This is a genomic window from Limnohabitans sp. Rim47 (assembly GCF_001517545.1).
GTDB lineage: Bacteria > Pseudomonadota > Gammaproteobacteria > Burkholderiales > Burkholderiaceae_C > Limnohabitans_A.
The window spans coordinates 173859-198103 of sequence record NZ_FBYA01000003.1 but is presented as its reverse complement, the minus strand read 5'-3'; the positions used below and the strand labels follow the sequence as shown (position 1 = coordinate 198103).

Genomic DNA, 24245 nt, shown 5'->3' with positions numbered 1-24245 from the left:
ACCCCTAATTTTATCCAAATTCGTTATGAGAGCCCAACAAAGTCAGTTGGCGCAAACTTTAAAAATCTTTTAACCAAACCCAAATTTTTTGAACTCAGCACACTGAAAGCCCCGAATTGAACCCAATGCCCTCCTGAGTGCTGTGGGCTTTTGACAAGTCTGCGCTTTCATTTAACGGGTCGAATCAGCACATATTGCGCCCCATCACCTCGGCGAATGAGGACGCTGATGGGGCGATTTTTATCCACACGGGACATGATCAGCTCAAACTCCTTGAGCGAAGTCACTTCTGCATTGGCAATGGCCACGATCAAATCCCCTTCGCGAATACCCGCTCGGGCGGCCGCTTCGCTGGCCGCGTCAACGCGCACGCCACCACGGACACGAAACTCTTTCTTTTGTGCCTCAGTCAAACCACTGACCGACAAACCCCAATGCTGGCCAGTGGCGACAGGTGCTTTTTTCTCGGGCGACGCCGCAGCCACTTTGTCGACCTCGATTTCGGCCACGGTGATGCTCAACTCCTTATGGCCACCACGACGGAAAACCGTGATGCCCACTTTGCTCCCCGGCTTGGTATTGCCAACAGCACGGGGCAAATCTGCGGGCTTTTCAATCGGCTTGCCATCAAAGCGCGTAACGATGTCGCCGGCTTCCAAGCCCGCCTTTTCTGCGGGCGAGCCTTCTTCAACACCGCGCACCAATACACCTTGTGCCTTGACCAGACCGATGGACTCGGCAACGTCTTTGGTGACAGGTGCAATCTGGACACCGATGCGGCCACGGCTGACGCGGCCACTCGCACGAAGTTGCTCACTGACTCGCATCGCCTCGTCCATCGGAATGGCAAAGGAGATGCCCATGAATCCACCCGAACGGGAATAAATTTGACTGTTGATGCCCACCACCTCACCGCGCATGTTGATCAAAGGGCCCCCCGAATTACCCGGATTGATCGCCACATCGGTCTGAATAAATGACAGGTAGTCGCCTGTGTCGCGCTGCTTGGCGCTCACAATGCCCGCCGTGACCGTGTTCTCCAGGCCAAAGGGCGAGCCGATGGCCATCACCCACTCACCCACCCGCAAGCGGTTCACGTCTCCCACCTTCACCGCAGGCAAGTCAGTGGCCTGGATTTTCACCACTGCAACATCGGTGCGTTTGTCAGCCCCCACAATGCGGGCCTTGAATTCCCGTTTGTCGGTCAGAGTCACCAGCACTTCGTCTGCGCCCTCCACGACGTGGGCATTGGTCATGATGAAACCATCGGCGCTTAAGATAAAACCAGAGCCCACCCCTTTCGGTTGCGCGTCTTCCTGCGGTCTGTTTTGTCGTGGCGCTTGGCGCGGAACGCTGGGAATAGGTACACCAAAGAAACGCCTGAACAGTTCCTGCATTTCTTCGTCAGAGCCACCCGGGCTGACTTCACTTGGCCGTGCTTTCTCCAGTGTGCGAATGTTCACCACCGAAGGACCTACCTGCTCCACCAGTTCAGTGAAATCCGGCAAACCCCTGACGGAAGAACCAGCGCTTTGCGCCATGGCTGCGCCAGAAACGCCCAAGCTCAATACGCCGAAGCAGCTTGCAGCAACCAGCACAGTCACTGTGCATTTTTCACAAATTTTTTTGAACACCAATGCCTCCTTGGGCTTCACAACCATCTGCTGATTCAACAACAAATAATGTCAATAGCGTCGACTTCAAGTCTTCAATATTCATCGACTTCACGCTCGACCCGCTTTTGCTCAGGCCTTGGCCGCGAATATACCGCGCACCGAAATCCGTGCCACGACTGAGGCATTTCACGACTCACCATCCAGGCAAAGCGCTGGATGGGCCACCCCGCGTTATTCAGCATGCGCACAGCCACCCAGAGCGCTGAGCCCACATCTGCCAGAACCACCAGTTCGATCCCTGTTTCATGCCCGCGTGCATCACGCCAGAGCCAAGCCTCTCCGCTCCAGGCCAGAGAGCCCTCAGTCAACCATTCTTTCAACCATATAAACAACGACACCATGACCAGAACCGCCCACAAGGCCCATGCCCAAGCCCATGGCAGCGAAGCGGTCACCCCCAAGCTCTGCGCAAAGTACAAGCCGAAGGCACCGATCAACGCCAGCAGGACCAAAATCCAGCGCCCCCAAACAAAACGCCCCACCGGGAAAACCACAGGTGGGGCGTTGTGCATGATGTCGACTCAGTTCAGATGCGTTTGAACACCAGAGAACCGTTGGTACCACCAAATCCAAAGTTGTTTTTCAGAGCCACATCGATTTTCATATCGCGTGCCGTGTTGGCACAGTAGTCCAGATCACACTCCGGGTCAGGGTTGACCAGGTTGATCGTTGGCGGCACTTTTTGATGGTGCAGAGCCAACACCGTGAACACGCTCTCAATGCCGCCCGCGCCACCCAAAAGATGCCCCGTCATGGACTTGGTCGAGCTGACCACGGTTTTATACGCGTGATCGCCCAAAGCCGCCTTGATGGCACTGGTTTCGTTGATGTCGCCCAGCGGAGTCGAGGTACCGTGGGCGTTCAGATAGTCAATCTGATCTGCGTTGACACCGGCATTGCGCATGGCGTTGATCATGGCGCGGCGTGGGCCGTCCATGTTCGGGGCGGTCATGTGACCAGCATCCGCGCTCATGCCATAGCCCGACAGCTCGGCGTAAATCTTGGCACCACGGGCTTTGGCGTGTTCGTACTCTTCGAGCACCATCACACCAGCACCTTCACCCAGCACAAAACCATCACGGTCTTTGTCCCAAGGGCGCGACGCCACCGCAGGGTCGTCGTTGCGGGTCGACAAAGCGCGCATGGCTGCAAAGCCACCCACACCCAGCGGCGACACGCAGCCTTCAGAGCCTCCGGCGACCATCACATCGGCATCGCCGTATTCGATCAAACGACCGGCCTCGCCAATGGAATGCAAACCCGTAGTGCAAGCGGTCACAACGGCCAGGTTCGGCCCTTTGAAACCACTGCGCATCGATACATGGCCTGAGATCATATTGATGATCGAGGCCGGAACGAAAAAGGGGGAGATTCGACGCGCACCGCGCGCCGTGTATTCGGTGTGGGTGTCTTCGATCAGCGGCAAGCCACCGATACCAGAACCAATCACCACACCCATTCGGCATGCAGCTTCTTCGTCCAGTGCATCGCCCGTAGGCAAGCCCGAATCTTGAATGGCCTGCGCGGCAGCAGCAACGCCGTAATGGATGAAACGGTCCATGGTCCTTGCCTCTTTAGAGGACATGTAGGACTCGAGGTCAAAGTTTTTCACTTCACCCGCTATCCGGCAGGACATGGCTGAAGCATCAAAACGTGTGATGGGACCAATGCCGGACTGACCGGCAAGCAAGTTGGACCATGCATCAGCGACCGTGTTGCCCACGGGGCTGATACATCCCAAACCCGTGACAACAACGCGGCGCCGGGTCATCTTCGATCAGGCCTTCTTGCTTTGAGCGTAGTCAATCGCCGCTTGCACTGTCGTGATTTTCTCTGCGTCTTCGTCAGGAATTTCGATGCCAAACTCGTCTTCGAGTGCCATCACCAGTTCCACCGTGTCCAGGGAGTCGGCACCCAGATCGGCCACAAAGGCTTTTTCGTTGGTAACTTGTGACTCTTCAACGCCGAGTTGTTCAGCAATGATTTTCTTGACACGTGCTTCGATATCGCTCATGGGGTCCCTCTGAGGGTTGTGAAAAATGAAGATTTTACCTGTCCGGAAGGGGTTTCCGAAAATCAGGCCATGAACATGCCACCATTGACATGCAATTCTTGTCCAGTGACATAGCCCGCGTGGCTTCCGGCCAGGTAGGCCACCGCGCAAGCGATGTCATCGGGTTTGCCCAGATGGCCCAGAGGAATCTGGCCCAGCAAGGCTTTTTGTTGTTCTTCGGGCAGGCTGGCGGTCATGTCGGTCTCGATGAAACCGGGGGCCACGCAGTTGACCGTGATGTTGCGGCTGCCCAGCTCACGGGCCAACGCACGGGTCATGCCTGCCACACCTGCCTTGGCAGCAGCGTAGTTGGCCTGGCCGGGGTTACCAGAGGCCCCCACCACGCTGGTAATGCTGATGATTCGGCCATAGCGCTGCTTCATCATGGGACGGATCACGGCGCGGCTCATGCGGAACACCGCCTTGAGATTGGTGTCGAGCACCGCATCCCAATCGTCGTCTTTCATGCGCATGGCGAGCTGGTCACGGGTGATGCCCGCGTTGTTGACCAGCACCTGCAGGCCGCCGTGCTCTTTGACAATGGCGTCAATCAGGGCTTCGCCTGCAGCAGCATCATTGACATCCAGATTAGCACCACGACTTGCTGGATACGCGGCAAGGGCTTGGCTGATTTTGGCGGCACCGTCATCGCTGGTGGCTGTTCCGATCACGACATAACCCGCTTGGGCCAAATGCAGGGCAATGGCTGCACCGATGCCACGAGAGGCACCCGTGACCAGCGCGACCTGTTTAGTTTCAGATTTTTGTACTTCGCTCATGCGAGGAGTCCTTTTACTTCGGCCAAAGAGGCCGGATCGTACAGAGCCACACCCGACAGTTCGGCATCTATGCGCTTGGTCATGCCAGCCAACACCTTGCCGGGGCCGCATTCGACCAATGTCGTCACGCCTCGGGCCTTGATGGCCTGCACGCACTCGACCCAGCGCACCGGGCCAAAAGCCTGACGATACAACGCATTGCGGATGCGATCGGCTTCGGTTTCGATGGCCACGTCGATGTTGTTGAGCACTGGTATCTGCGGCACACCCAAAGTCAAAGTGTCTAGCTTCTCGCGCAGCTTTTCGGCGGCGGGCTTCATCAGGCTCGAATGAAAAGGGGCCGACACCGGCAGCAGCAATGCACGCTTGGCACCCATGCCCTTGAGCACTTCGCAGGCTTTGTCCACGGCGGCCTTGCTGCCTGCGATCACCGTTTGCGCTGCGTCATTGAAGTTCACTGCCTCGACCACCTCGGCGCTGCCTGCCGCAAATGAAGCCTGCGCCTCTTTGCAGCCTGCAATGACTTTGTCTGAGGCCAGCCCCAAAATGGCGGCCATGGCACCCACACCCACGGGAACAGCTTCTTGCATGGCGGCGGCACGCAAGCGCACCAAGGGCGCGGCTTGTGCCAGCGTCAACACGCCCGAAGCGACCAAAGCGCTGTATTCACCCAACGAGTGCCCCGCCACCACGGACGGCTTGGCACCGCCCTCGGCCAGCCAGGCGCGATAGGCCGCCACGGCCGACACCAGCATCACGGGCTGGGTGTTGGTGGTCATGGCCAGCGCTTCCTTGGGGCCTTCGTGGATCAGTTGGGCCACGTCTTCGCCAAGGGCTTCAGAGGCTTCTTTCAGGGTTTCGAGCACCACGGGGTGGTCACCCCAAGCGTCAAGCATGCCCACCGACTGGGAGCCCTGACCGGGAAAAACAAAAGCAAATGTGTTCATGTGCAAATTCTGTATCTGGAAAGATTCCGGATGAGCGTGCCGCGCATCGCTGACCCGGGCCTGTCAAATCAATAGCGCGTCAATAACGCAAGAGCACCGAGCCCCAGGTGAAGCCGCCGCCCACACCTTCGAGCATGAGGGTCTGGCCGCGCTGAATGCGGCCATCGCGCACGGCGGTGTCCAGTGCCAGGGGGATTGATGCGGCCGAGGTGTTGCCGTGCTGATCGACTGTCACCACCACTTTGTCAGCGCTCATTTTGAGCTTCTTGGCCGTGCTTTGCATGATGCGAATATTGGCTTGGTGCGGGATCAGCCAGTCGATGTCGGCATCGGTCAGGTTGGCTTTTGCCAAGCTGGCACGGGCCGTTTCCTCGAGCACGCCCACGGCGAGCTTGAAAACGGCTTGGCCGTCCATCTTGAGTACCGGATCACCCAAAATACCGCCCCGGTTCACATGACCAGGCACACACAAAATGTCTTTGTATTTGCCGTCGGCGTGCAAATCGGTGGCCAAAATACCGGGCTGGTCAGCAGCCTCAAGCACCACAGCGCCTGCGCCATCACCGAACAACACGCAGGTTGTGCGGTCCTTGAAATCGAGGATGCGACTGAACACTTCGGAACCGATCACCAAGGCACGCTTGGCCGAGCCGGACTGGATCATCGAATCGGCGATCGTCAGGGCATAAATAAAGCCGCTGCAGACGGCCTGCACGTCAAACGCGGGGCAGCCTGCGGTGCCCAACTTGTGCTGCACCATGGTCGCCACAGACGGAAAAACCATGTCAGGTGTTGATGTGCCCACGATGATCAGATCAAGTTCATCGGCGGATATTCCGGCTGCGGCCAGCGCTTTACGGGCGGCTTCGGTCGCCAAATCGCTACAGCCTTGACTGTCGGCTGCAAAGTGCCGGGCACGGATGCCCGTACGCTCCACGATCCAGTCATCGGAGGTTTCAACACCTTGCTGCGCCAGTTGGTCGGCCAGATCGGCATTGGTCAGGCGGTTTTCCGGCAGGTAGCTGCCGGTGCCCAAAATGCGGGAATAAATTCTCATACGGGTGTGACCGCTGGTTCAGCCCGATCGGCCTGCGCGCCCATCAACAAAGGGGCGGCATGGGCGATGCGTTCACGAACGCGGTCCAGCAATTGATTTCGAGCTGCATCATAAGCCCGGTTCAAGGCGGTCTCAAAAGCCACCTCGTCAGCCGAACCGTGGCTTTTGAACACCAAGCCACGCAAACCCAGCAGGGCTGCGCCGTTGTAACGACGGTGGTCCACACGATCTTTAAAGGCAGAAAGGACCGGATAAGCCAAGATCGCTGCAATTTTCGTGAAAATATTGCGTGAAAACTCGGTTTTCAAAAAACCACCAATCATGGTTGCAAGCCCTTCGCTGGCCTTCAAGGCCACATTACCGACAAAGCCATCACAGACCACGATATCAACCGTGCCCTTGAAAATGTCGTTGCCTTCCACATTGCCGTGAAAATTCAAATCGCCCGAACTGGCCGCAGATCGCAGCAATTCGCCCGATTTTTTGATGATTTCATTGCCCTTGATCGCCTCTTCTCCGATATTGAGCAGGCCCACAGTGGGATTTTGTTTGTTTTGTAGCACCGAGACCAGCGCCGACCCCATGACGGCAAATTGCAACAAATGCTCTGGTGTGCAATCGACATTGGCCCCCAAATCAAGCATGGTGGTGCCGCCGCCTTTGAAGTTGGGCATCTGACCTGCAATGGCGGGACGGTCAATGCCGTCCATGGTTTTGAGCACATAACGGGCAATCGCCATCAAGGCACCCGTATTGCCTGCTGAAATGGCCGCCGCAGCTTGGCCATCGCGAACTTGCTCGATGGCGATGCGCATAGAGGAGTTTTTTTTCTTGCGCAGGGCGATTTCGAGCGAATCGTCCATCTCGACCACTTCAGTTGCAGCCACCACAACGGCTCGGGGATCGGCAAAACCGGCCAGCGCTTCTGCACGCCCCACCAGCAGCAGCCGGGCATCCGGGTGAGTGGACAAGAAACGGCGGCATGCCGCCAGCGTGACGCGGGGACCGTGGTCGCCGCCCATGCAATCGACAGCCAGGGTGATCGGGGTGGGCGAGGTCATGGAATCCTTGAGCTCAAAACCGTAGAGAAAAATTCAAAGCCACAAAAACAAAAGCCCGATGCTACTTAGAAAGTAGCGCCGGGCCTCTTCAGGCTTGAGGGCTGACGCCGATCAGGCTTCTGACTTGTTTTTCAACACTTGGCGGCCACGGTAAAAACCGTTGGGGCTGATGTGATGACGCAGGTGGGTTTCGCCTGTGGTTGGCTCGACAGCGATGCCCGGCACGTTCAGGGCATTGTGCGAACGGTGCATACCACGCTTGGAAGGCGACTTTTTGTTTTGCTGAACAGCCATGATGGCTCCTTGGAAGCTTGGAGGCCGCGCTAATCAAGACGCAGCTTCTGGTTGATGAGAATGTCACCCAGAAAAAACTGGGCGAAGCCATAAATTATAGCCTAAGCCGAAGTCCTTTGGAAGGACCTCATTGAGCACTTACTTGGAAGTGCCCGTTTTAAGGCTCGCCAAAACACCAAACGGGTTAGGACGTTCAGAGGCCACTGCAAATTCAGGGTCGACTGCGGACATGGACACTGTTTCAGGGCAAACCTCGTGCAAAGGCACCAACGGCAAAGACAAAATCAGCTCATCCTCGACCAAGGCCAATGCATCGAAGTCACGGCTGATGACCAAAATATCTTCCTCTGCCTCGTCATCCATGGCCGCCGCAGTCGCCTCATCGGCCACAAAGCGGAACGAACGCTCTGCCTTCACAGTCTCGAGCACTGGTGTCAGGCAACGCTGGCACTGCATGGGCAAATTCACCGAAGCTTTCAAGTCAAGCCAAATCTGGTCAACGCCATCAGGCTGAGAGACTGATCGGCCTTGCAAATGCCAAGCTACCGGGCCAGCAGGGAGCACATCACCGTATCGTTCATCAGCCAAACGCAGCCAATCTGCCAAGTGGCCCTCGCCCTTGAGGCTGATGGCATCACGGGCAAAAGACACCAGGTCCAGGTGTTGGGGGTCCAATTTTTTTTCCATGGCTGCAGTGTAAGAGAATCACCCATCCGAATTTCAACCTGGGTTTGCGCTTTGACAACGACTTTTGCCCCCGCCCTTTCTCTCAACACACCCAGCCGACCGATTGTGCTGGGCTCCACCTCGCGCTATCGGCGCGAATTGCTGGAACGTTTGCGCATCCCCTTCAGTGTGACCGCGCCGGACGTGGACGAAACCCCGCGGACTGCCGAAACTCCTAAAAATTTGGCCCTCCGGCTGGCTTTGGCCAAAGCCAAGGCCGTGGCGACATTGCATCCCGAGGCGGTCGTCATAGGTTCAGACCAAGTGGCCGATCTGGCGGGTCAACCCTTGGGCAAACCCGGTGAACACAGTCGTGCCGTAGAACAACTGCGCCAAATGCGCGGCCAAACCGTGATTTTCCAAACCGCTCTGGCCGTGGTTTGCTTGGCAACCGGCTTTGAGCAGGTCGATTTGGCCGAAGTTCGGGTGGTGTTTCGCGATCTCAGCAACGACGAGATCGAGGCTTATTTGCAAGCCGAAAAACCTTACGACTGCGCAGGCAGCGCCAAAAGCGAGGGCTTGGGCATTGTCTTGCTGGAATCCATCGACAACGACGACCCGACCGCCTTGGTCGGCTTGCCCCTCATCCGCACAGCCCGCCTGCTGCGCCAAGCTGGAGTGAAACTGCTGTGAACGCACCCCGACCTCAAGGCCGTCTGTTTCTGGTGCCCACACCACTGGACTTTGGCTGCACCGAACAAGCTCCGATCACCCATGTGCTGCCAGAAGCCAGCTTGGCCTCGGCCGCAGGCATTCGGCATTGGGTCTGCGAAAACGCCAAAACCACACGCGCCTTTTTGAAACGCGTGGGCGAAACCCACCCGCTGATCGCGCCCCTGCCTGAGCAAACCATCACCGAGTTGCCGCGCCATGTGCACAAAAAAGGCGACCACCAATCCGGCTTTGACGGCAAACCGCTGCTGGCTGCCGCCTTGCAGGGTCACGATGTGGGCCTGATCAGCGAAGCAGGCATGCCGGCCGTAGCCGATCCTGGCAGCTCCGTGGTGCGTGCGGCGCACGACCTGGGCATTACCGTGGTGCCATTGGTCGGGCCTGTGTCCTTGCTACTGGCCTTGGCAGCCAGCGGCCTCAATGGTCAAAATTTTGCATTTGTGGGCTACTTGCCGCAGGATGCCGCTGAACGCGGGGCACGCCTGAAACAGCTGGAATCACTGGCACTGAAAACCGGCCAAACCCAGCTGTGGATCGAAACACCCTACCGCAACGCCGCCATGCTCAGCGGCCTGCTGCAAAGCCTGCAGGCCAACACACGCCTGGCGATAGCCAGCGGGCTGACACTGGCTTCGGCCCACATTCAAAGCCACACTATGGCGCAATGGAAAAAGGGCCTGAAAGGCCCTGACGGTCACACGCCCGCGGTCTACGCCATCGGGCCTTAAAGCGCTGAGCAGCGCAGGCGGCTCAGCGCAGTCCGGTGCTCGCGCGCACGGCGCGTACAGAACCTTCGCCCACTGCCGCACCAAAGCGCTTGACCAAGCGTTCGGCCACGTTCTCTCGCTGGGTGTAATCAATGACATCAGGCGCCTTGACCACTTCGCGCGCCACGCCATCGAGGCTGCCCAAACTGTCGGCCAGACCCAGGTCCACGGCCTGTTGGCCGCTCCAGAACAAGCCACTGAACATCTCTGGCGTTTCCTTCAGGCGGTCACCTCGGCCTTTTTTGACCACGTCAATGAACTGGGTGTGGATTTGGTCAAGCATGGCCTGAGCATGCTTGCGCTGCGCCTCGGTTTGTGGGCTGAATGGGTCCAGAAAACCCTTGTTGGCACCCGCGGTCATGAGGCGGCGCTCCACACCCAGTTTGTCCATCAAGCCAGTGAAGCCAAAACCATCCATGAGCACGCCAATGCTGCCCACGATGCTGGCCTTGTCCACATAAATTTGGTCGGCCGCGGCAGCAATGTAATACGCAGCAGACGCACAAGACTCTTCGACCACCGCATAAATCGGCTTGTTGTGCAAAGCCCGTAAGCGAACGATTTCGTCGTTGATGAGGCCCGCTTGTACAGGGCTACCACCGGGTGAATTGATCAACAAGACCAAGGCCTGCGAGCCAGAGTCTTCCAGTGCCAATCGCATGGAGGTCATCACATTTTCTGCACTGGCTTGGGTTTCAGAGCCGATCTCACCGACGATGGACACCATCGCCGTATGCGGCAAGCTGGGGTTGCTGGTCGGCGAGTTGAAGCTGAACGCCTGCCAAAACACCAACGCCAGCAACAACAACCACGCCATGCGCAAGCCCACCTTCCAGCGGCGGGCGGTTTTTTGCTCGTTCAGATTGGCAAAGGCCAACTGCGCCAGCGTGTCACGCGCCCATCCTTCATCGAGGGCGGCGGCAGCAGCTTTCACGGATTCATTGGAGGCCGGGGCGGACGTGTTGTCCAGAGGGTCTTGCATGGTCAAAATTCAAGGGGTTTCAAGTTGTAGGCAGTATGCCAGTGAACCACGCCGTCCCGCTCTGAAAGGTCTATTTGCACAAGGCCTCCACGGCAAGGACCACCCGAGCAAGCGCCGGTATCGGGCTGGTACGTGGCGCCGTGTGTGGCACACATCAACCAGCGACCGGTGTCGTCAAAAAATCGGTCGGGCTGGTAATCCATTTCCATCGCCACATGGGTGCAGCGGTTCAAGTAGGCATGCACCTGTCCTTGGTAACGGATGGCGAATGCGCGGCAGGTCTGCCCGGCATAAACGATGTCAAACGGCACAGCACGGCCGCCATTGACCAAATCTGCACTGTTGCACAAAGGGACTATTGGCTCCATGAAGGACTCCTTATTCAGGCGTTTTGCAGCAACCAGTCGTGCAAATCACGCACGCTGTGCGCTACATGGCGTGGCTTGAGGGCGTCAAAAGCCTTGGGCTCGTGTGCACCGTAACTCACGGCCACACTGGCACAACCGGCGTTCACAGCCATTTGCAGGTCATGGGTGGTGTCCCCGATCATCAAAGTGCGCTCGGGGTCCACGCCAAATTCGCGCATCAGTTCGTGCAACATGAGCGGATGGGGCTTGCCTGCTGTCTCGTCGGCGGTGCGTGAACCGTCAAATCGGTGACGCAGCTCGACCGCCTGAAAAGCTTCATTCAAACCCTGTCGGCTTTTACCGGTGGCCACCGTCACCCAATGCTGTCGCGCCTTCAAGTCATCGAGCAATTCGAGCACCCCATCAAACAGGCTGATGTCATTTTGGTGCTGGAGGTAATGATGGCGGTAACGCTCACCCAAAGCCGGGTACTTGTCTTTTGGCACATCCGGCGCAGCATGGGCCAAAGCGGGCATCAGGGCCATGCCAATCACATAAGAAGCGGCTTCACGGGTCGGCTCCTGCCCGCCCACATCCACCACCGCCCGCTGGATGCAACGGGTGATGATGGCCGTGGAATCGAACAACGTGCCGTCCCAATCAAATGCGATCAGGTCAAACTGACGGGGCCGAAATTCATTCAGATGGGCTGACATGGTCAACATACGCTTTCAATTCAGGAGGCAAATCGGCTTGCAAGGCCACGCGCTCGGCCGTCACGGGATGATTGAACTGCAAGCGCCAAGCGTGCAAAAACATGCGTTTAAGACCAGGACTGGCGCCTGGCTTTTGAAGCTGGCGATTCCAGTCAAAGTCGCCGTATTTGTCATCACCGGCTATTGGGTGACCTTGCGAAGACAAATGCACCCGAATCTGGTGGGTGCGTCCGGTTTTGATGGTCACCTCCAGCAAGGATGCCCCCGGCAAACGCTTAGATACTTTGACCAAGGTAATCGACCGCATGCCCTCCGGGTCTTCTGGTGTGGTGACTTTGACGCGGCGCTCACCGTTGGGCAGCAAAAATTTGTGCAGCGGCTGGTCGATCACCTTCAATTTAGCGGGCCACTCGCCTTTGACGAGCGCCAGATAAGTCTTGCCTGTTTCGCGCTCGCGAAACTGATCTTGCAGCTGCTTCAAGGCACTGCGCTTTTTGGCCACCAGCAAAATGCCGCTGGTGTCGCGGTCCAAGCGATGCACCAATTCCAGCAACTTCGCCTGAGGTCGCGCCTGCCGCAATTGCTCAATCACACCAAAGCTCACCCCCGAGCCACCGTGCACCGCCACACCCGCCGGTTTGTTGATCGCCATCAAGCTGTCATCTTCCAGCAACATCGGAAATTCACGCCCAGGTGCAGGATGCGCGGCCTTTTCGGCTACTTTTTCAGAAATGCGCACGGGTGGCAAACGCACTTGGTCCCCGGTCTCAACCCGAGTTTCAGCGGAAGCTCGGCCTTTGTTGACGCGAACCTCGCCGCTGCGAATGATTCGATAAACATGGGTTTTGGGTACGCCCTTGAGATGCCGTAGCAAAAAGTTGTCCAATCGCTGACCGGCAGACTCTTCGTCTACCAACAACCATTTGACGGCAGGCACCGTGGCAGTGGTTTGGGCCCCTATAATGTGATTCACTGGCTAATGGCTGTAAGTGGTTGATTCAAATGGAAATGAATTCCTGAAGGCAGGAGTTTAGTCCACCACCACCGCGCCAAACCAGATGGTCGATGCCACCCTCGGCACGATTTGCAGACTGAAGGCCAACGCCAACAGTGGCCAATCGCCCCGGAGGTTGGGCCGACGCCCAGAAACCCAGATACGGAATACCCCAAGTTCAACAGCCCTTCAGGCTGTTGGACGGATCAAAGCGAGATGGTTGTGTTGTTCGGAACTTTGCTGATGTGTTTGGAGTGGCTCACGAAGCCAGGCTCCACAGTCACGCCTTGTGCCCGACAGTTTGTCTTGGACACCGGGGGAAGCCCTCGGCAGTGGACAAATCTTGACACGCCTTTTGCCTCGCCCCATCCACGCGCCACGATCCCCATTCCTGTGCTCACGCACGGCTGAATGGCGATCACCTTCGGCAATTCCCTTCGTTTCAGGCGTCAGCTCCGGCAACGGAGGCTTTGAGGTTCCTAGGAATCCAAAGCCAGTTGTGTAAATAGGCTCCAGACCGCAGACATTTCTCTGCAACTGGACCACGCTGACAAGAGAAGGAACGCATCATGAAACGGATGCTGATCAACGCCACGCAAGCTGAAGAGCGCCGCCTGGCCATCGTCGATGGACAAAAACTCCTCGACTACGAAATCGAAATCGAAGGCCGCGAACAGCGCAAGGGCAACATCTACCAAGCGGTGGTGACCCGTGTCGAGCCCTCGCTCGAAGCCTGCTTTGTGGACTACGGCGAAGACCGCCACGGCTTTTTGCCCTTCAAGGAAATCTCCCGCCAATACTTTGCCGAAGGCGTATCCGTCAGCCAAGCCCGCATCCAGGACGTCATCAAAGAAGGCCAGTCCCTCTTGGTGCAGGTCGAAAAAGAAGAGCGCGGCAACAAGGGTGCAGCCCTCACTACTTTCGTCAGCCTGGCTGGACGTTATGTGGTGCTCATGCCCAACAACCCGCGTGGCGGTGGCGTCAGCCGCCGCATCGAAGGTGACGACCGGGCCGAGCTCAAAGAAGCCATGGACCAGCTGGAATATCCCAAAGGCATGTCCATCATCGCGCGCACCGCAGGCATTGGCCGTTCCGCGCCCGAATTGCAGTGGGACCTGAACTACCTGCTCAAGCTCTGGACCGCCATCGATGGCGCCTCCAAAGGCGGCAAAGGTGCATTCCTGATTTACCAAGAATCGTCGCTGGTCATCCGCGCGATTCGCGACTATTTCAACAACGACATCGGCGACATCCTGATCGACACCGATGACATCTATGACCAGGCTCAGCAGTTCATGAGCCACGTCATGCCTGAGTTTGCGAACCGCGTGAAGCGCTACCGCGACGACGCACCGCTGTTCAGCCGCTTCCAGATCGAACACCAGATCGAATCGGCCTATGCCCGCACCGTGCAACTGCCTTCGGGCGGCGCCATCGTGATCGACCACACCGAAGCTTTGGTGTCGGTGGACGTGAACTCGGCCCGCGCCATCAAGGGCGGCGACATTGAAGAAACCGCCACCCGCACCAACCTCGAAGCTGCTGATGAAGTGGCCCGCCAGATGCGCCTGCGCGATTTGGGCGGCCTGATCGTGATCGACTTCATCGATATGGAAGAGAGCAAAAACCGCCGCGAAGTGGAAAACCGCTTGCGCGACGCCCTGCGCCAAGACCGTGCCCGCGTGCAGTTTGGCACCATCAGCAAGTTCGGCCTCATGGAAATGAGCCGCCAGCGCTTGAAGCCCGCCTTGTCCGAAGGTGCGTCCATCCCCTGCCCACGTTGCGGCGGCGCTGGCCACATCCGCGACACCGAAAGCTCGGCGCTGCAAATTCTGCGCATCATCCAGGAAGAGTCCATGAAGGACAACAGCGCCGCTGTGCACGCCCAAGTGCCTGTCGAAGTGGCGTCTTTCTTGCTGAACGAAAAGCGCTCCGAGATCGCCAAGATCGAACTGCAGCAACGCATCAACGTGCTGCTGGTGCCCAACAAGTCGCTGGAAACGCCGCATTACAAACTCGAGCGTTTGAAGCACGACGATCCACGCTTGGACCGCATCGAAGCCAGCTACAAGATGGCCGACGAGATCGAAGACGCCACCACTGTGACGCGCCGTTCGCAAGAGCCGACCAACAAGCAAACGCCAGTCATCAAGGGTGTTTTGCCCGATGCGCCAGCGCCGATCGCGCCAGTCAAGCCAGAAGCCCCGGTGGCCGCAGCCAAACCTGCCCGTAAGGCAGCAGCAGCACCCGTGGCCGCTCCGGCAGCCACAGGCGGTTTCTTTGGCTGGCTGAAAAACCTGTTCGGTGGCAGCGCCACTGAAGCAGCGCCAGCCACCGTGGGCAAAAAAGACGACAAGTCACGCGAAGGCCGCAACGGTGAACGCCGCAATGAAAGCCGCGAAGGTGGTCGCGATGGCGAACGCCGTGAAGGCGGTCGCGATGGCCGCCGTGGTGGCCGCGATGGCCGCCGTGGCGAGCGCAGCGAAGGCACCGCAGGCGAGATTCGCGCACCCCGCGAAGGCGGTCGCCGTGGCGAAGGCCGCGGTGAACGCAGCGAAGGCCGATCAGAGGGTCGCAATGAATTGCGCGAAGGCGAAGCCCGTCCCGCACGCGGCGAACGTTCTGAGCGTGGTGAACGCGCAGAGCGGCCTGCTGGCGAGCGTGCGCCCCGTGAAGCCCGTCGTGATGGTCGCAGCGACAACCGCAATGAAAGCCGAAACGAAGACCGCAGCGATGCGCAGCCCGAGCTGAGCGTCGATGGCACCGAAGTGCGCAATGAACGCGCACCCCGTGGCGAAGGCCGCCGTGAACGTGGTGAGCGCGGTGGCGAAGGCCGTCGTGAACGTGGCGAGCGTGGTGGTGAACGCCGCCAAGCAGACACCGCGTCCAGCGATGCCAGTGCCCCCGAATCCGGAGTGATCGCCGCCCAAGGGCAAGAAGCCAACGCACCTCAAGAAGGTGGTGCAGGGTCTGAAAACAACGGCGAACGCCGTGAGCGCCGCTCGCGTGACCGCTACGGCCGTGACCGCCGCGAACGCGCAGGCGAGCCACGCCAGGACAGCACTGGCGAGGAAACTCAAGGCAACTTGAATACGGACACCACAGCCACGGCGCCAGCCGCACATGCCACGCAAGCCACTGGCGAAGACCGTCCTGCATCACGCTCTTACTTTGAGCGTGCACAGCAAGCCGCAACCATACCAATGGCCGCAACAGTTGCAGCACCCGTTGCCGAAACCTCTGTTGCCAACACCGAAGTGTCTGCCGCACCCGTGGTCATTGCCCCGCTAGTGTCTGCGCCTGTGGTTGAAGCGCCTGCCGCTGTTGCCGCACCTGTGGCCGCACCTGTGGCCGCACCTGTTGCCATCGCGCCACCTGCTGCACCCACTGCTGCACCCGCAGCAGTGGTAACCGCATCAGAGGCAACGCGCCCTGGCTTGCCTTCTGTGGCCAGCTACACCCTGCAAATCGACAGCCTGCACCAAGTGGCGCAAGGCTCCGGTTTGGTTTGGGTGAACTCTGACGCAGGCAAAGTGGCAGCCGTTCAGGCCGCCATTTCAGCAGAACCAAAGCCGGTTCGCGTACCGCGTGAACGCCCACCCGCTGTTGTCTTGAATGAAGGCCCCTTGGTTTTGGTGGAAACACGCAAAGACCTGAAGGACATGAACTTGCCGTTCTGATCCAACCCATCAAGTGCTTGAGCGCTTGACAAAGAACCGGGCTCATGGCCCGGTTTTTTTTCGTTCACTCAAAACCGTATCAATCGCTTTGGCTTAACCGTCTTGAACTGTGGCTAGCCGGCTTTAAGAACTTTGTCATGCCCGGCTTGACCGGGTATCCATGTGCATCGAAGGCATGAAAGCACCGTCTGCTGGAGTGCCAGCAACCGAGGACGAGAATGCCCCTCCTTGAAGTACCCAACAAAACCTCAGGGATGGGCCACCAAGGCAGCCTGTTTCCAAGCCTGCGCTGCCGCAATAGGCTCTTGGCGTTGTTCGGCCAATTCAGCCAGAGCACACCAAGCCCGACGCTTCAAGGCGGGGGTTTGCAAACCCTTGACCGCTTGGCTCAAAAGACTTTGTGCCTTGCCCCACAGCTGGTGGCGCAGGCACACCATGCCAGCCAGATACTGCAATCGCGCATCTTGAGGCTGGGCTTGCTGAGTCGCTTCGATGCGGGCCAGCCATTGCCGGGAATCAGGCGCCTGGGCATCTGACAAACTGGCCTCCATGGCTTGGACCATGCGAGCCAACTGATCGGGCGTCCAACTGGACTGCTGCGACTGCAAAGGTGCCCACAAAGGCTGGAGCCATGGCCTGGCCACCGCACCCGAACCACCCAAAGCCACAAAACGCAAAGCGGCTTCCGCAGCAATATCCGGCCTAGCGCGTTGTACGGGGCTCAAATTGAGCCACCAACGCTCAAGAGCGTCGGTATCGTGCATGTTCGACAACCATGCCAAGATCAGGCCGCGCACCATACTGTCAGCAGTTGACGGCGTGAACGCACGGTGTTTGGCGAGCAAAACAGCGGTGTCCAAAGCCAGCGCGGGTTGCCCTGCCAATCGAGCAGCCTTCAGCTGCATGCGCATGGCCACCACGCGACGCCCGGTCGCATTGGGCAACGCCTTCAAAAGGTCCAAACTGCCGGAGGCATCTCGGTCATCAAGCAACCAACGGGCTGCACGCAATTGAGCCCCATCGGTCAAAGTCTGGCGCTCATAAACAGCGCCTTGTTTGGCCGTTTCTAGGGCTGCCTGCAAATGCGATTGACGCAACACGCGGTCTTGCAACGCGTGTGCCGACTCGGCCGCCATGATGTGCGACAAGGTGCGCAAGGAAACCGCATGGTCTAGGTGAAGGCCAGCATCGTTCAAATGCGCCTCCTTTTCTAGCGCCGTTTGAGCTGCTTTGCGGGCTCGCAAAAACCGCCCAGCCATGAAGCTGCTGATCGACTCGAGCAGCGCGGCGTGAGCAGCCCTTTCTTTTTGCTGCAAGCGCCAGCGGTGTGCGTGCTTGGGCAAAGACAGCAAGGCCGACAACGCCTGCTGAGCCAACACCACCACCATCACCACAAGGCCCAGCACCAACAAAACCAAATTGAGTGAAAAGTCGACCCTGTAAGACATCAAGAACAAGGCCACTGTGCCGTTGTTGTGCCAAGCCAGCCACGCTGCAGCCGCAGCCAAAGAAAACAAACTGATGAGCCAAAGAGCTGCGCGCATGCGGTCTTACCTTCCCGCGGCCGCAGTGGACAATGCCGTCAACGACCCTTCCAGGCGCGGCATCTCGCCGGCTTTTAATTGGGTTCCGGATTGCTCCAGCAACTGAAGCAACTGGGTGGTTTTGCGCGACGAAGCATCGGCATAGCGACGAACGGTCACGGCGGCAGAAGCCAGGTCGGCGCGGGCCGCATCTTTTTGGCGTGCCAGCAAGCCCAGTCGGGCATTGAGCAATTTGAGCTTGAGGTTTTCGCGCAAGAAAAACCCTTGCTCAGGGGACATCAGCGCGGCTTCAGGCAGCTCGATGCGACTCACCCGCACCAAACCCTTGATCTGATCGGCAAACTGCATCAAGCCGGCCAGCCACCAAGAGGGCGCAGGCCCGCCAGCACCCTCTTGGGCCACAGACCGGTTCATCGCCACGGTGGGCAATTCCTGATTGGCCAGCACCAAGCCATCCACCAAGGCCACGCCTTCATCCAATTTGATGAGCAAACCGGGCAAATCAAACACTGCCGTGGTGTTCAATCGTTCCTGATCTTTTTCAAGGGCGCGGAGCACCGGCGCCAATCGGGGCTGTGCGGCCCGCTGCACACGCAACTGCGCCGACTTGAGCGCAGCCAGCAGGGGCTCCATGCTGCCCGTCAACTGCGCCTGCTGCTGGGCCATGCGCAACGCCGCTTCAATGTCCACGACCAAATTTTCATCGCGCGACCGCGACAGACTTTGGATCAACTCCTCCAGCTGCCCGCGTTGCAATGCCACCTCGCCCAAGCGGGTTTCCAACAGCGTCAGCCGAGCCGCGCTGTCTTTCACGGTTTCTTGTGCTTGCTTGGCCCAGGCTTTGGCTTCCATGGATTGCTGCCCGGCATCGGCGCTTTGCCGCGCCAACTGCTCCTGAATCCGCGACAGCTTTTGCCACAGCAAAACAGACACCAGCAAAGCCAAGCAGGCCACGCCCAAAGCCAACCACCAGCCCCGAAGCACGAGCCGGGAGGTCGTAGCCACAGGCTCGACAATGGAAGATGCGGATTCGGGCTTGGAGGTCATGTGAGCGATTTTATAGACTCGGCTTGTGCTTCCAGACCTGCGGGCACCGTATCCACCCGCCCCCAGCCCATGGCACACAGTCTTTGGGCAATGCGGGGGTGCGTGGCCAACGCTCTGGCCTGCCCCAATGGCAGATCAGGGCAAAGCTGCAACAGGTGATGCGCCGCCTCAGAGCTGCTGAACAACCACCAGCTGCCATCGGTCATCGCTTGCGCAGCCCTTTGCTTTTGGCTGGGCGACAGCACGGGGGTCTGGCGCACATAAGCCACGGCTTGCGTCACCTGAACGCCAGCGTCTGCCAGTTTTTGTGCCAACCAGTCACGCCCGGCCAACTGACCCTGGGAATCGGCCCCGCGAACAATCAGCACCGAAGCCCGCTCTGTTGATTGCACGCGCCCTGCAACCAGCGTCCACAAGGCCTCCGAATCAAACTGAGTTGCGTCGGCATCGGGCGAATCGATTTGATCTGCTGGCCAACCGCAGGCCAACAAGGCGGCATGGGTGCCAGGCCCGGTAGACCAGGCACGGCAAGCTTGCAGGCCGAGCCCCGCAGGTCGCTCAGCCATGAAAAACCGCACCGCATTGGCGCTCACAAACATCACTGCCAAATGCCGGGGCACGTTGGACCAAGCGGCACGCAAAGCCGATGCATCGGGCAAAGGGGCGATCTGAATCAGGGAAAGGATGTCGGTGCGAACACCACAAGCGAGCAAGGCCGCTGCCCAAGACTCGGCCTCACGCTCTGGCCGGGTGACGATCACCACAGAGGTTTCAGCCATGCGATTTTTGAAGGGTCAATGCGCGCCAGCCTGGCGCAAAGCTTGGGCCACGCGCAGGCCCAGAGCCTCTGCATCGGGCAGGTCAGCCACCGGCGCCTCGTCATTGGCAGTGACCAACACGGTCGCGCCCTCCGGGTCGCCCCAAGCGGCACGCAGCTTGAGCACGCCGCCTTCGATGGTGGCGTGGGCCGCCAAAGGCATGGAGCAACTGCCGCCCATGGCTCGGCTCACGGCACGCTCGGCTGCCACCCGCCGCCACGATGGCGTGTCGGCCAACGGGCCCAGCAAAGCGCGCAAATCTGCACGTTCACTGCGAATTTCAATGCCCAAAGCACCTTGGCCGGCTGCTGGCAGCATCTGGTCAGTTTCAAAAATATGCCGAATGCGCTGGGTCAAACCCAGCCGCTTGAGGCCCGCAGCGGCCAACACAATGCCTGCGTATTGGCCTTCGTCGAGTTTGCGCAAACGGGTGTCCAGATTGCCGCGCAAGGGTTCGATCTTCAAATCGGGGCGCAAAGCGCGCAGTAACACCGTGCGACGCAAACTCGATGTGCCCACCACCGCGCCTTGTGGCAGGTCTTCCAGACGGGCATAAGCGGCAGACACCCAAGCATCGCGGGGGTCTTCGCGCTCCATCACACAGGCCAGATCAAATCCTTCGGGCATGTCCATGGGCACGTCCTTCAGGGAATGCACGGCAATGTCGGCACGCCCCTCCTGCAGGGCCACTTCGAGTTCCTTGACAAACAAGCCCTTGCCGCCGACCTTGCTCAGACTGCGGTCCAGGATCTGGTCACCTTGCGTGGTCATGCCCAGCAGGCTGACACGACAACCCAAACCCTCAAGCAGGGCTTTGACATGCTCTGCTTGCCAAAGCGCCAAACGGCTTTCACGGGTAGCAATCACGATGGAGGGGGCAGAAGTCGAAGACACGTTGAATTTCTCGTTGAATAGGCCTCATCACGATGAAACCAATTGGTAATTAATGGAGCACGGGCGATGCTAGCATGAGGTAACGAGACCACAAGCCTCGGCACGCCTCAGCCAAACCCACTTTCACTGAAACAATTCCAATGAAACAGGCCTCCCCAGACACTCTCGGCGCTACCCAAACAACCCGCACCAGCCAACGCACGGAAAAACGCGACAGCGAACGGCCCTTGGTTGAAGACATCCGACTACTGGGTCGCATCTTGGGTGACGTGATCCGGACGCAGGAAGGCCCTGAAGCCTATGAGCTGGTCGAGCAGATACGCAAGCTGTCGGTAGCATTTCGGCGTGATGCCGACCATGAGGCCGACAAGGCCTTGAAAAAACTGCTCAAAAGCCTGCCCGGCGACCGAGCCGTGAGCGTGATCCGCGCATTCACGTATTTCAGCCACTTGGCCAACCTGGCCGAAGACCGCCACCACATTCGCCGCCGCGCCATCCACGAACGCGCGGGTCACACCCAAGAAGGCAGCATCGATGTGGCACTTCAGCGCCTGCGCTGGGCGGGCATCACGCCCAAAAGCATCTCAGACATGCTGGCCACCAGCTACGTGGCCCCGGTGCTGACCGCGCACCCCACCGAAGTCCAGCGCAAAAGTATTTTGGATGCCGAGCGCGACATCGCCCACCTGCTGACCGAGCGCGACGCCATCAAGGCACGCGCTGCAGCCGTCAATGCGGCCAAAGACGCACTGAGCCCCAAAGAGCTGGCGGCCAATGAGTTGCAAATGCGCGCCCGCGTGATGCAGCTGTGGCAAACCCGCTTGCTGCGCTTTACCAAGCTCACGGTGGCCGACGAAATTGAAAACGCGCTGAGCTATTACGAAGCCACTTTCCTGCGCGAAATCCCCAAGCTGTATGCCGAGCTTGAAGAAGCCCTGCCTGGGCAGCCCATTGCCAGCTTTTTGCGGATGGGCCAATGGATTGGTGGTGACCGCGATGGCAACCCCAATGTGACCGCGCAAACATTGGCACACGCCCTAACCCGCCAAAGCGATGTGGCCCTGCGCCACTACCTGACCGAAGTGCATTTCTTGGGCAGCGAGTTGTCGCTGTCGGCCATGCTGGTGCCCTTTGGCCCCGACATGCAGGCCTTGGCCGCGCAGTCGCCTGATACCAACGAACACCGCCAGGACGAGCCGTATCGGCGGGCACTGACCGGCATGTATGCCCGCTTGGCCGCCACGCTAACCCACTTGACTGGGGGCGAAGCAGCACGCCACGCCGTGGCACCGCAAAACCCCTATGCCAACGCCGAAGCATTTTTGGCAGACCTGCGCGTGATCGAGGCATCACTGTGCAGCCACCACGCCGAAGCCGTTGCGGCCCAACGCCTGCACCCGCTGATCCGCGCGGTTGAGGTGTTCGGCTTTCACCTGGCCACCGTGGACCTGCGCCAAAGCTCGGACAAACACGAAGAAGTGGTGGCCGAACTGCTGACCACCGCGCGGGTAGAAAAAAACTACAGCCAACTCGACGAACACGCCAAACAAGCCCTGCTGCTGGGCCTGCTGAACGACGCCCGCCCGCTGCGCGTGCCGGGCGCCGACTACAGCGCCCATGCCACATCCGAACTGGCGATTTTTGAAATGGCCCGGCAAATGCTGGCCAGCTTTGGCAAACAAGCCATTCGCCACTACATCATCAGCCACACCGAAACCGTGAGCGACTTGCTGGAAGTGTTGTTGCTGCAAAAAGAAGCGGGGCTGTTGCGTGGCACGCTCGACGCGGAAGCTCGCAACGACCTGATCGTGGTGCCGCTGTTTGAGACGATTGAAGACCTGCGCAATGCCGCCCCCATCATGCGCGACTTTTACGCCCTGCCGGGTGTGGCCGCGCTGCTGCAACGCTCCGGTGGTGAGCAAGACATCATGCTGGGCTACTCAGACAGCAACAAAGATGGCGGCATCTTCACCAGCAACTGGGAGCTTTACCGCGCCGAGATCGCTTTGGTGGAACTGTTCGACAAACTCAAAAGCAGCCATGGCATTACTTTGCGCATGTTCCATGGCCGTGGCGGCACGGTGGGCCGAGGTGGTGGCCCCAGCTACCAAGCGATCTTGGCGCAGCCACCGGGCACCGTGCGCGGCCAGATTCGCCTGACCGAGCAAGGCGAAGTCATCGGCTCCAAATACGCCAACCCCGAAATTGGCCGCCGCAACCTCGAAACCTTGGTCGCCGCCACGCTCGAAGCCACACTGCTGCAACCGACCAAGCCCGCCACCCGGGCCTTTTTGGACGCCGCAGCCGAACTGTCCGAAGCCAGCATGGACGCCTACCGTGCCCTGGTCTATGAAACACCCGGCTTCACAGAGTACTTCTTTGGCGCAACCCCACTCAAAGAACTGGCGCAGCTGAACATCGGCTCACGCCCCGCCTCGCGCAAAGCCCTCGAAAAAATCGAAGACCTGCGGGCGATTCCTTGGGGTTTCAGCTGGGGCCAATGCCGCCTGACCTTGCCCGGCTGGCTGGGCTTTGGTTCGGCGGTGGCCGCCTACCTGGACAAGCCCACAGTGGCCGAACGCAAAGCCGCGCTGGCCCTGCTGCAAAAGATGTACCGGCAATGGCCGTTCTTTCGCACCCTGCTGTCCAACATGGACATGGTCTTGGCCAAGAGCGATTTGGCACTGGCCTCGCGTTACGCCGAGCTGGTCAGCGACAGCCGTTTGCGGAAAAAAATCTTCACCGCGATCGAAGCCGAATGGCACCGCACCGCGGACGCCCTGGCCCAGATCACCGGTGAAAAGAACCGCTTGGCCAGCAACCCGGCACTGGACCGCTCGATTCGCCACCGTTTTCCGTACATTGACCCTCTGCACCACCTCCAAGTCGAGCTGATCCGCCGCTACCGCGCGGGCTTGGCCGACGAACGGGTGCAGCGCGGCATCCACATCTCGATCAACGGGATTGCGGCAGGCTTGAGAAATACGGGCTGAGGGATTGGCGTGGACACTGTTTATGAACAGTCAAAGAGAGAAGTGGTAGGGCGTCACGGACTTGAACCGTGGACCAAAGGATTCTGGTTTGTGTGACTTTCGCCACTCCCTGGACTATGCCTTCATCGTAGCTTTCGCCTTAGACGGGCGCCGTCTAGTCTCTACACCTTCACAGTGATTTCTCACTGCGCTTGGCTC

At 59.1% G+C, this 24245-nt stretch carries 23 protein-coding genes; 5 read left to right on the top strand and 18 right to left on the bottom strand.

Annotation, left to right across the window (positions count from 1 at the left end; genetic code table 11):
• Nucleotides 1–167 precede the first annotated feature (167 nt).
• Nucleotides 168–1541: a DegQ family serine endoprotease gene (locus BN3544_RS08745; RefSeq protein WP_369814603.1), complete on the bottom strand. Its 1374-nt coding sequence runs from the start codon at nt 1539–1541 to the stop codon at nt 168–170.
• On the opposite strand from BN3544_RS08745, the gene BN3544_RS14550 reads away from it, so the two are divergent.
• On the top strand, nt 1456–1668 hold the full coding sequence (locus BN3544_RS14550; protein ID WP_369814604.1) for a hypothetical protein: 213 nt from the start codon (nt 1456–1458) through the stop codon (nt 1666–1668). The two genes, BN3544_RS08745 and BN3544_RS14550, sit on opposite strands and share 86 nt — an antisense overlap.
• Nucleotides 1669–1708: 40 nt before the next feature.
• On the opposite strand, the gene BN3544_RS08740 is transcribed toward BN3544_RS14550, so the two are convergent.
• From BN3544_RS08740 to BN3544_RS08700, 9 genes are all read right to left on the bottom strand, one after another.
• Nucleotides 1709–2188 carry a hypothetical protein gene (locus tag BN3544_RS08740; protein ID WP_019430445.1) on the bottom strand — a complete coding sequence of 160 codons (480 nt, stop codon included), beginning with the start codon at nt 2186–2188 and terminating at the stop codon, nt 1709–1711.
• A 14-nt stretch (nt 2189–2202) separates the two neighbouring features.
• A complete protein-coding gene (fabF, locus tag BN3544_RS08735) occupies nt 2203–3447 on the bottom strand; it encodes a beta-ketoacyl-ACP synthase II (protein ID WP_019430446.1) in 1245 nt (414 codons plus the stop codon).
• Nucleotides 3448–3453: 6 nt separating this feature from the next.
• On the bottom strand, nt 3454–3690 hold the full coding sequence (gene acpP / locus BN3544_RS08730) for an acyl carrier protein (protein ID WP_019427049.1): 237 nt from the start codon (nt 3688–3690) through the stop codon (nt 3454–3456).
• A 62-nt stretch (nt 3691–3752) separates the two neighbouring features.
• Complete coding sequence (fabG, locus tag BN3544_RS08725; RefSeq protein ID WP_019430447.1) at nt 3753–4508, bottom strand: 3-oxoacyl-ACP reductase FabG; 756 nt, start codon at nt 4506–4508, stop codon at nt 3753–3755.
• Nucleotides 4505–5455 (bottom strand): ACP S-malonyltransferase, encoded by a 951-nt coding sequence (gene fabD, locus BN3544_RS08720; protein WP_019430448.1) that lies wholly within the window; start codon nt 5453–5455, stop codon nt 4505–4507. Before fabD ends, fabG begins: the two co-directional genes overlap by 4 nt.
• Nucleotides 5456–5534: 79 nt before the next feature.
• On the bottom strand, nt 5535–6512 hold the full coding sequence (locus tag BN3544_RS08715) for a beta-ketoacyl-ACP synthase III (protein WP_026036731.1): 978 nt from the start codon (nt 6510–6512) through the stop codon (nt 5535–5537).
• Nucleotides 6509–7573 carry a phosphate acyltransferase PlsX gene (plsX, locus tag BN3544_RS08710; protein WP_019430450.1) on the bottom strand — a complete coding sequence of 355 codons (1065 nt, stop codon included), beginning with the start codon at nt 7571–7573 and terminating at the stop codon, nt 6509–6511. The genes BN3544_RS08715 and plsX overlap by 4 nt, the downstream gene beginning before the upstream one ends.
• Nucleotides 7574–7684: 111 nt before the next feature.
• On the bottom strand, nt 7685–7867 hold the full coding sequence (gene rpmF, locus BN3544_RS08705; RefSeq protein ID WP_005794249.1) for a 50S ribosomal protein L32: 183 nt from the start codon (nt 7865–7867) through the stop codon (nt 7685–7687).
• A 138-nt stretch (nt 7868–8005) separates the two neighbouring features.
• Nucleotides 8006–8554 (bottom strand): YceD family protein, encoded by a 549-nt coding sequence (locus tag BN3544_RS08700; RefSeq protein ID WP_019430451.1) that lies wholly within the window; start codon nt 8552–8554, stop codon nt 8006–8008.
• A gap of 105 nt (nt 8555–8659) precedes the next feature.
• Here BN3544_RS08700 and BN3544_RS08695 point away from each other — a divergent pair, with 105 nt between their 5' ends.
• Together BN3544_RS08695 and BN3544_RS08690 are read left to right on the top strand one after the other, a co-directional pair.
• Nucleotides 8660–9226 carry a Maf family nucleotide pyrophosphatase gene (locus BN3544_RS08695; RefSeq protein ID WP_019430452.1) on the top strand — a complete coding sequence of 189 codons (567 nt, stop codon included), beginning with the start codon at nt 8660–8662 and terminating at the stop codon, nt 9224–9226.
• On the top strand, nt 9223–9993 hold the full coding sequence (locus BN3544_RS08690; RefSeq protein WP_026036732.1) for an SAM-dependent methyltransferase: 771 nt from the start codon (nt 9223–9225) through the stop codon (nt 9991–9993). Before BN3544_RS08695 ends, BN3544_RS08690 begins: the two co-directional genes overlap by 4 nt.
• 22 nt (nt 9994–10015) lie before the next feature.
• On the opposite strand, the gene BN3544_RS08685 is transcribed toward BN3544_RS08690, so the two are convergent.
• From BN3544_RS08685 to BN3544_RS08670, 4 genes are read right to left on the bottom strand one after another with little or no spacing between them, the layout of a single operon-like run.
• Complete coding sequence (locus BN3544_RS08685) at nt 10016–11014, bottom strand: S49 family peptidase (protein ID WP_019430454.1); 999 nt, start codon at nt 11012–11014, stop codon at nt 10016–10018.
• A 2-nt stretch (nt 11015–11016) separates the two neighbouring features.
• Nucleotides 11017–11382: a Rieske (2Fe-2S) protein gene (locus BN3544_RS08680; protein WP_026036733.1), complete on the bottom strand. Its 366-nt coding sequence runs from the start codon at nt 11380–11382 to the stop codon at nt 11017–11019.
• A gap of 14 nt (nt 11383–11396) precedes the next feature.
• Nucleotides 11397–12086, bottom strand: a complete 690-nt coding sequence (locus tag BN3544_RS08675; RefSeq protein WP_019430456.1) for an HAD family hydrolase — start codon at nt 12084–12086, stop codon at nt 11397–11399.
• Nucleotides 12058–13050, bottom strand: coding sequence for an RluA family pseudouridine synthase (locus BN3544_RS08670; RefSeq protein ID WP_019430457.1), 993 nt, complete (start codon nt 13048–13050; stop codon nt 12058–12060). The genes BN3544_RS08675 and BN3544_RS08670 overlap by 29 nt, the downstream gene beginning before the upstream one ends.
• Nucleotides 13051–13640: 590 nt before the next feature.
• Here BN3544_RS08670 and BN3544_RS08665 point away from each other — a divergent pair.
• Entirely contained in the window at nt 13641–16751 is a 3111-nt protein-coding gene (locus BN3544_RS08665) for an Rne/Rng family ribonuclease (RefSeq protein ID WP_026036736.1), read from the top strand.
• Between the two features lie 248 nt (nt 16752–16999).
• Here the strand turns inward: BN3544_RS08665 and BN3544_RS08660 are convergent, their stop codons facing one another.
• From BN3544_RS08660 to hemC, 4 genes are read right to left on the bottom strand one after another with little or no spacing between them, the layout of a single operon-like run.
• Nucleotides 17000–18295: a heme biosynthesis protein HemY gene (locus BN3544_RS08660; RefSeq protein ID WP_019430459.1), complete on the bottom strand. Its 1296-nt coding sequence runs from the start codon at nt 18293–18295 to the stop codon at nt 17000–17002.
• Nucleotides 18296–18301: 6 nt separating this feature from the next.
• Nucleotides 18302–19342 (bottom strand): uroporphyrinogen-III C-methyltransferase, encoded by a 1041-nt coding sequence (locus tag BN3544_RS08655; RefSeq protein WP_019430460.1) that lies wholly within the window; start codon nt 19340–19342, stop codon nt 18302–18304.
• Nucleotides 19339–20121 (bottom strand): uroporphyrinogen-III synthase, encoded by a 783-nt coding sequence (locus BN3544_RS08650; protein ID WP_019430461.1) that lies wholly within the window; start codon nt 20119–20121, stop codon nt 19339–19341. Before BN3544_RS08650 ends, BN3544_RS08655 begins: the two co-directional genes overlap by 4 nt.
• A 15-nt stretch (nt 20122–20136) precedes the next feature.
• A complete protein-coding gene (gene hemC, locus BN3544_RS08645) occupies nt 20137–21054 on the bottom strand; it encodes a hydroxymethylbilane synthase (RefSeq protein WP_026036737.1) in 918 nt (305 codons plus the stop codon).
• 140 nt (nt 21055–21194) lie between these two features.
• Between hemC and ppc the strand changes: the two genes are divergently transcribed.
• The gene (gene ppc / locus BN3544_RS08640; protein WP_019430463.1) at nt 21195–24047 is read left to right on the top strand and encodes a phosphoenolpyruvate carboxylase; all 2853 of its coding nucleotides are present in this window, start codon (nt 21195–21197) and stop codon (nt 24045–24047) included.
• Nucleotides 24048–24245: the final 198 nt, after the last annotated feature.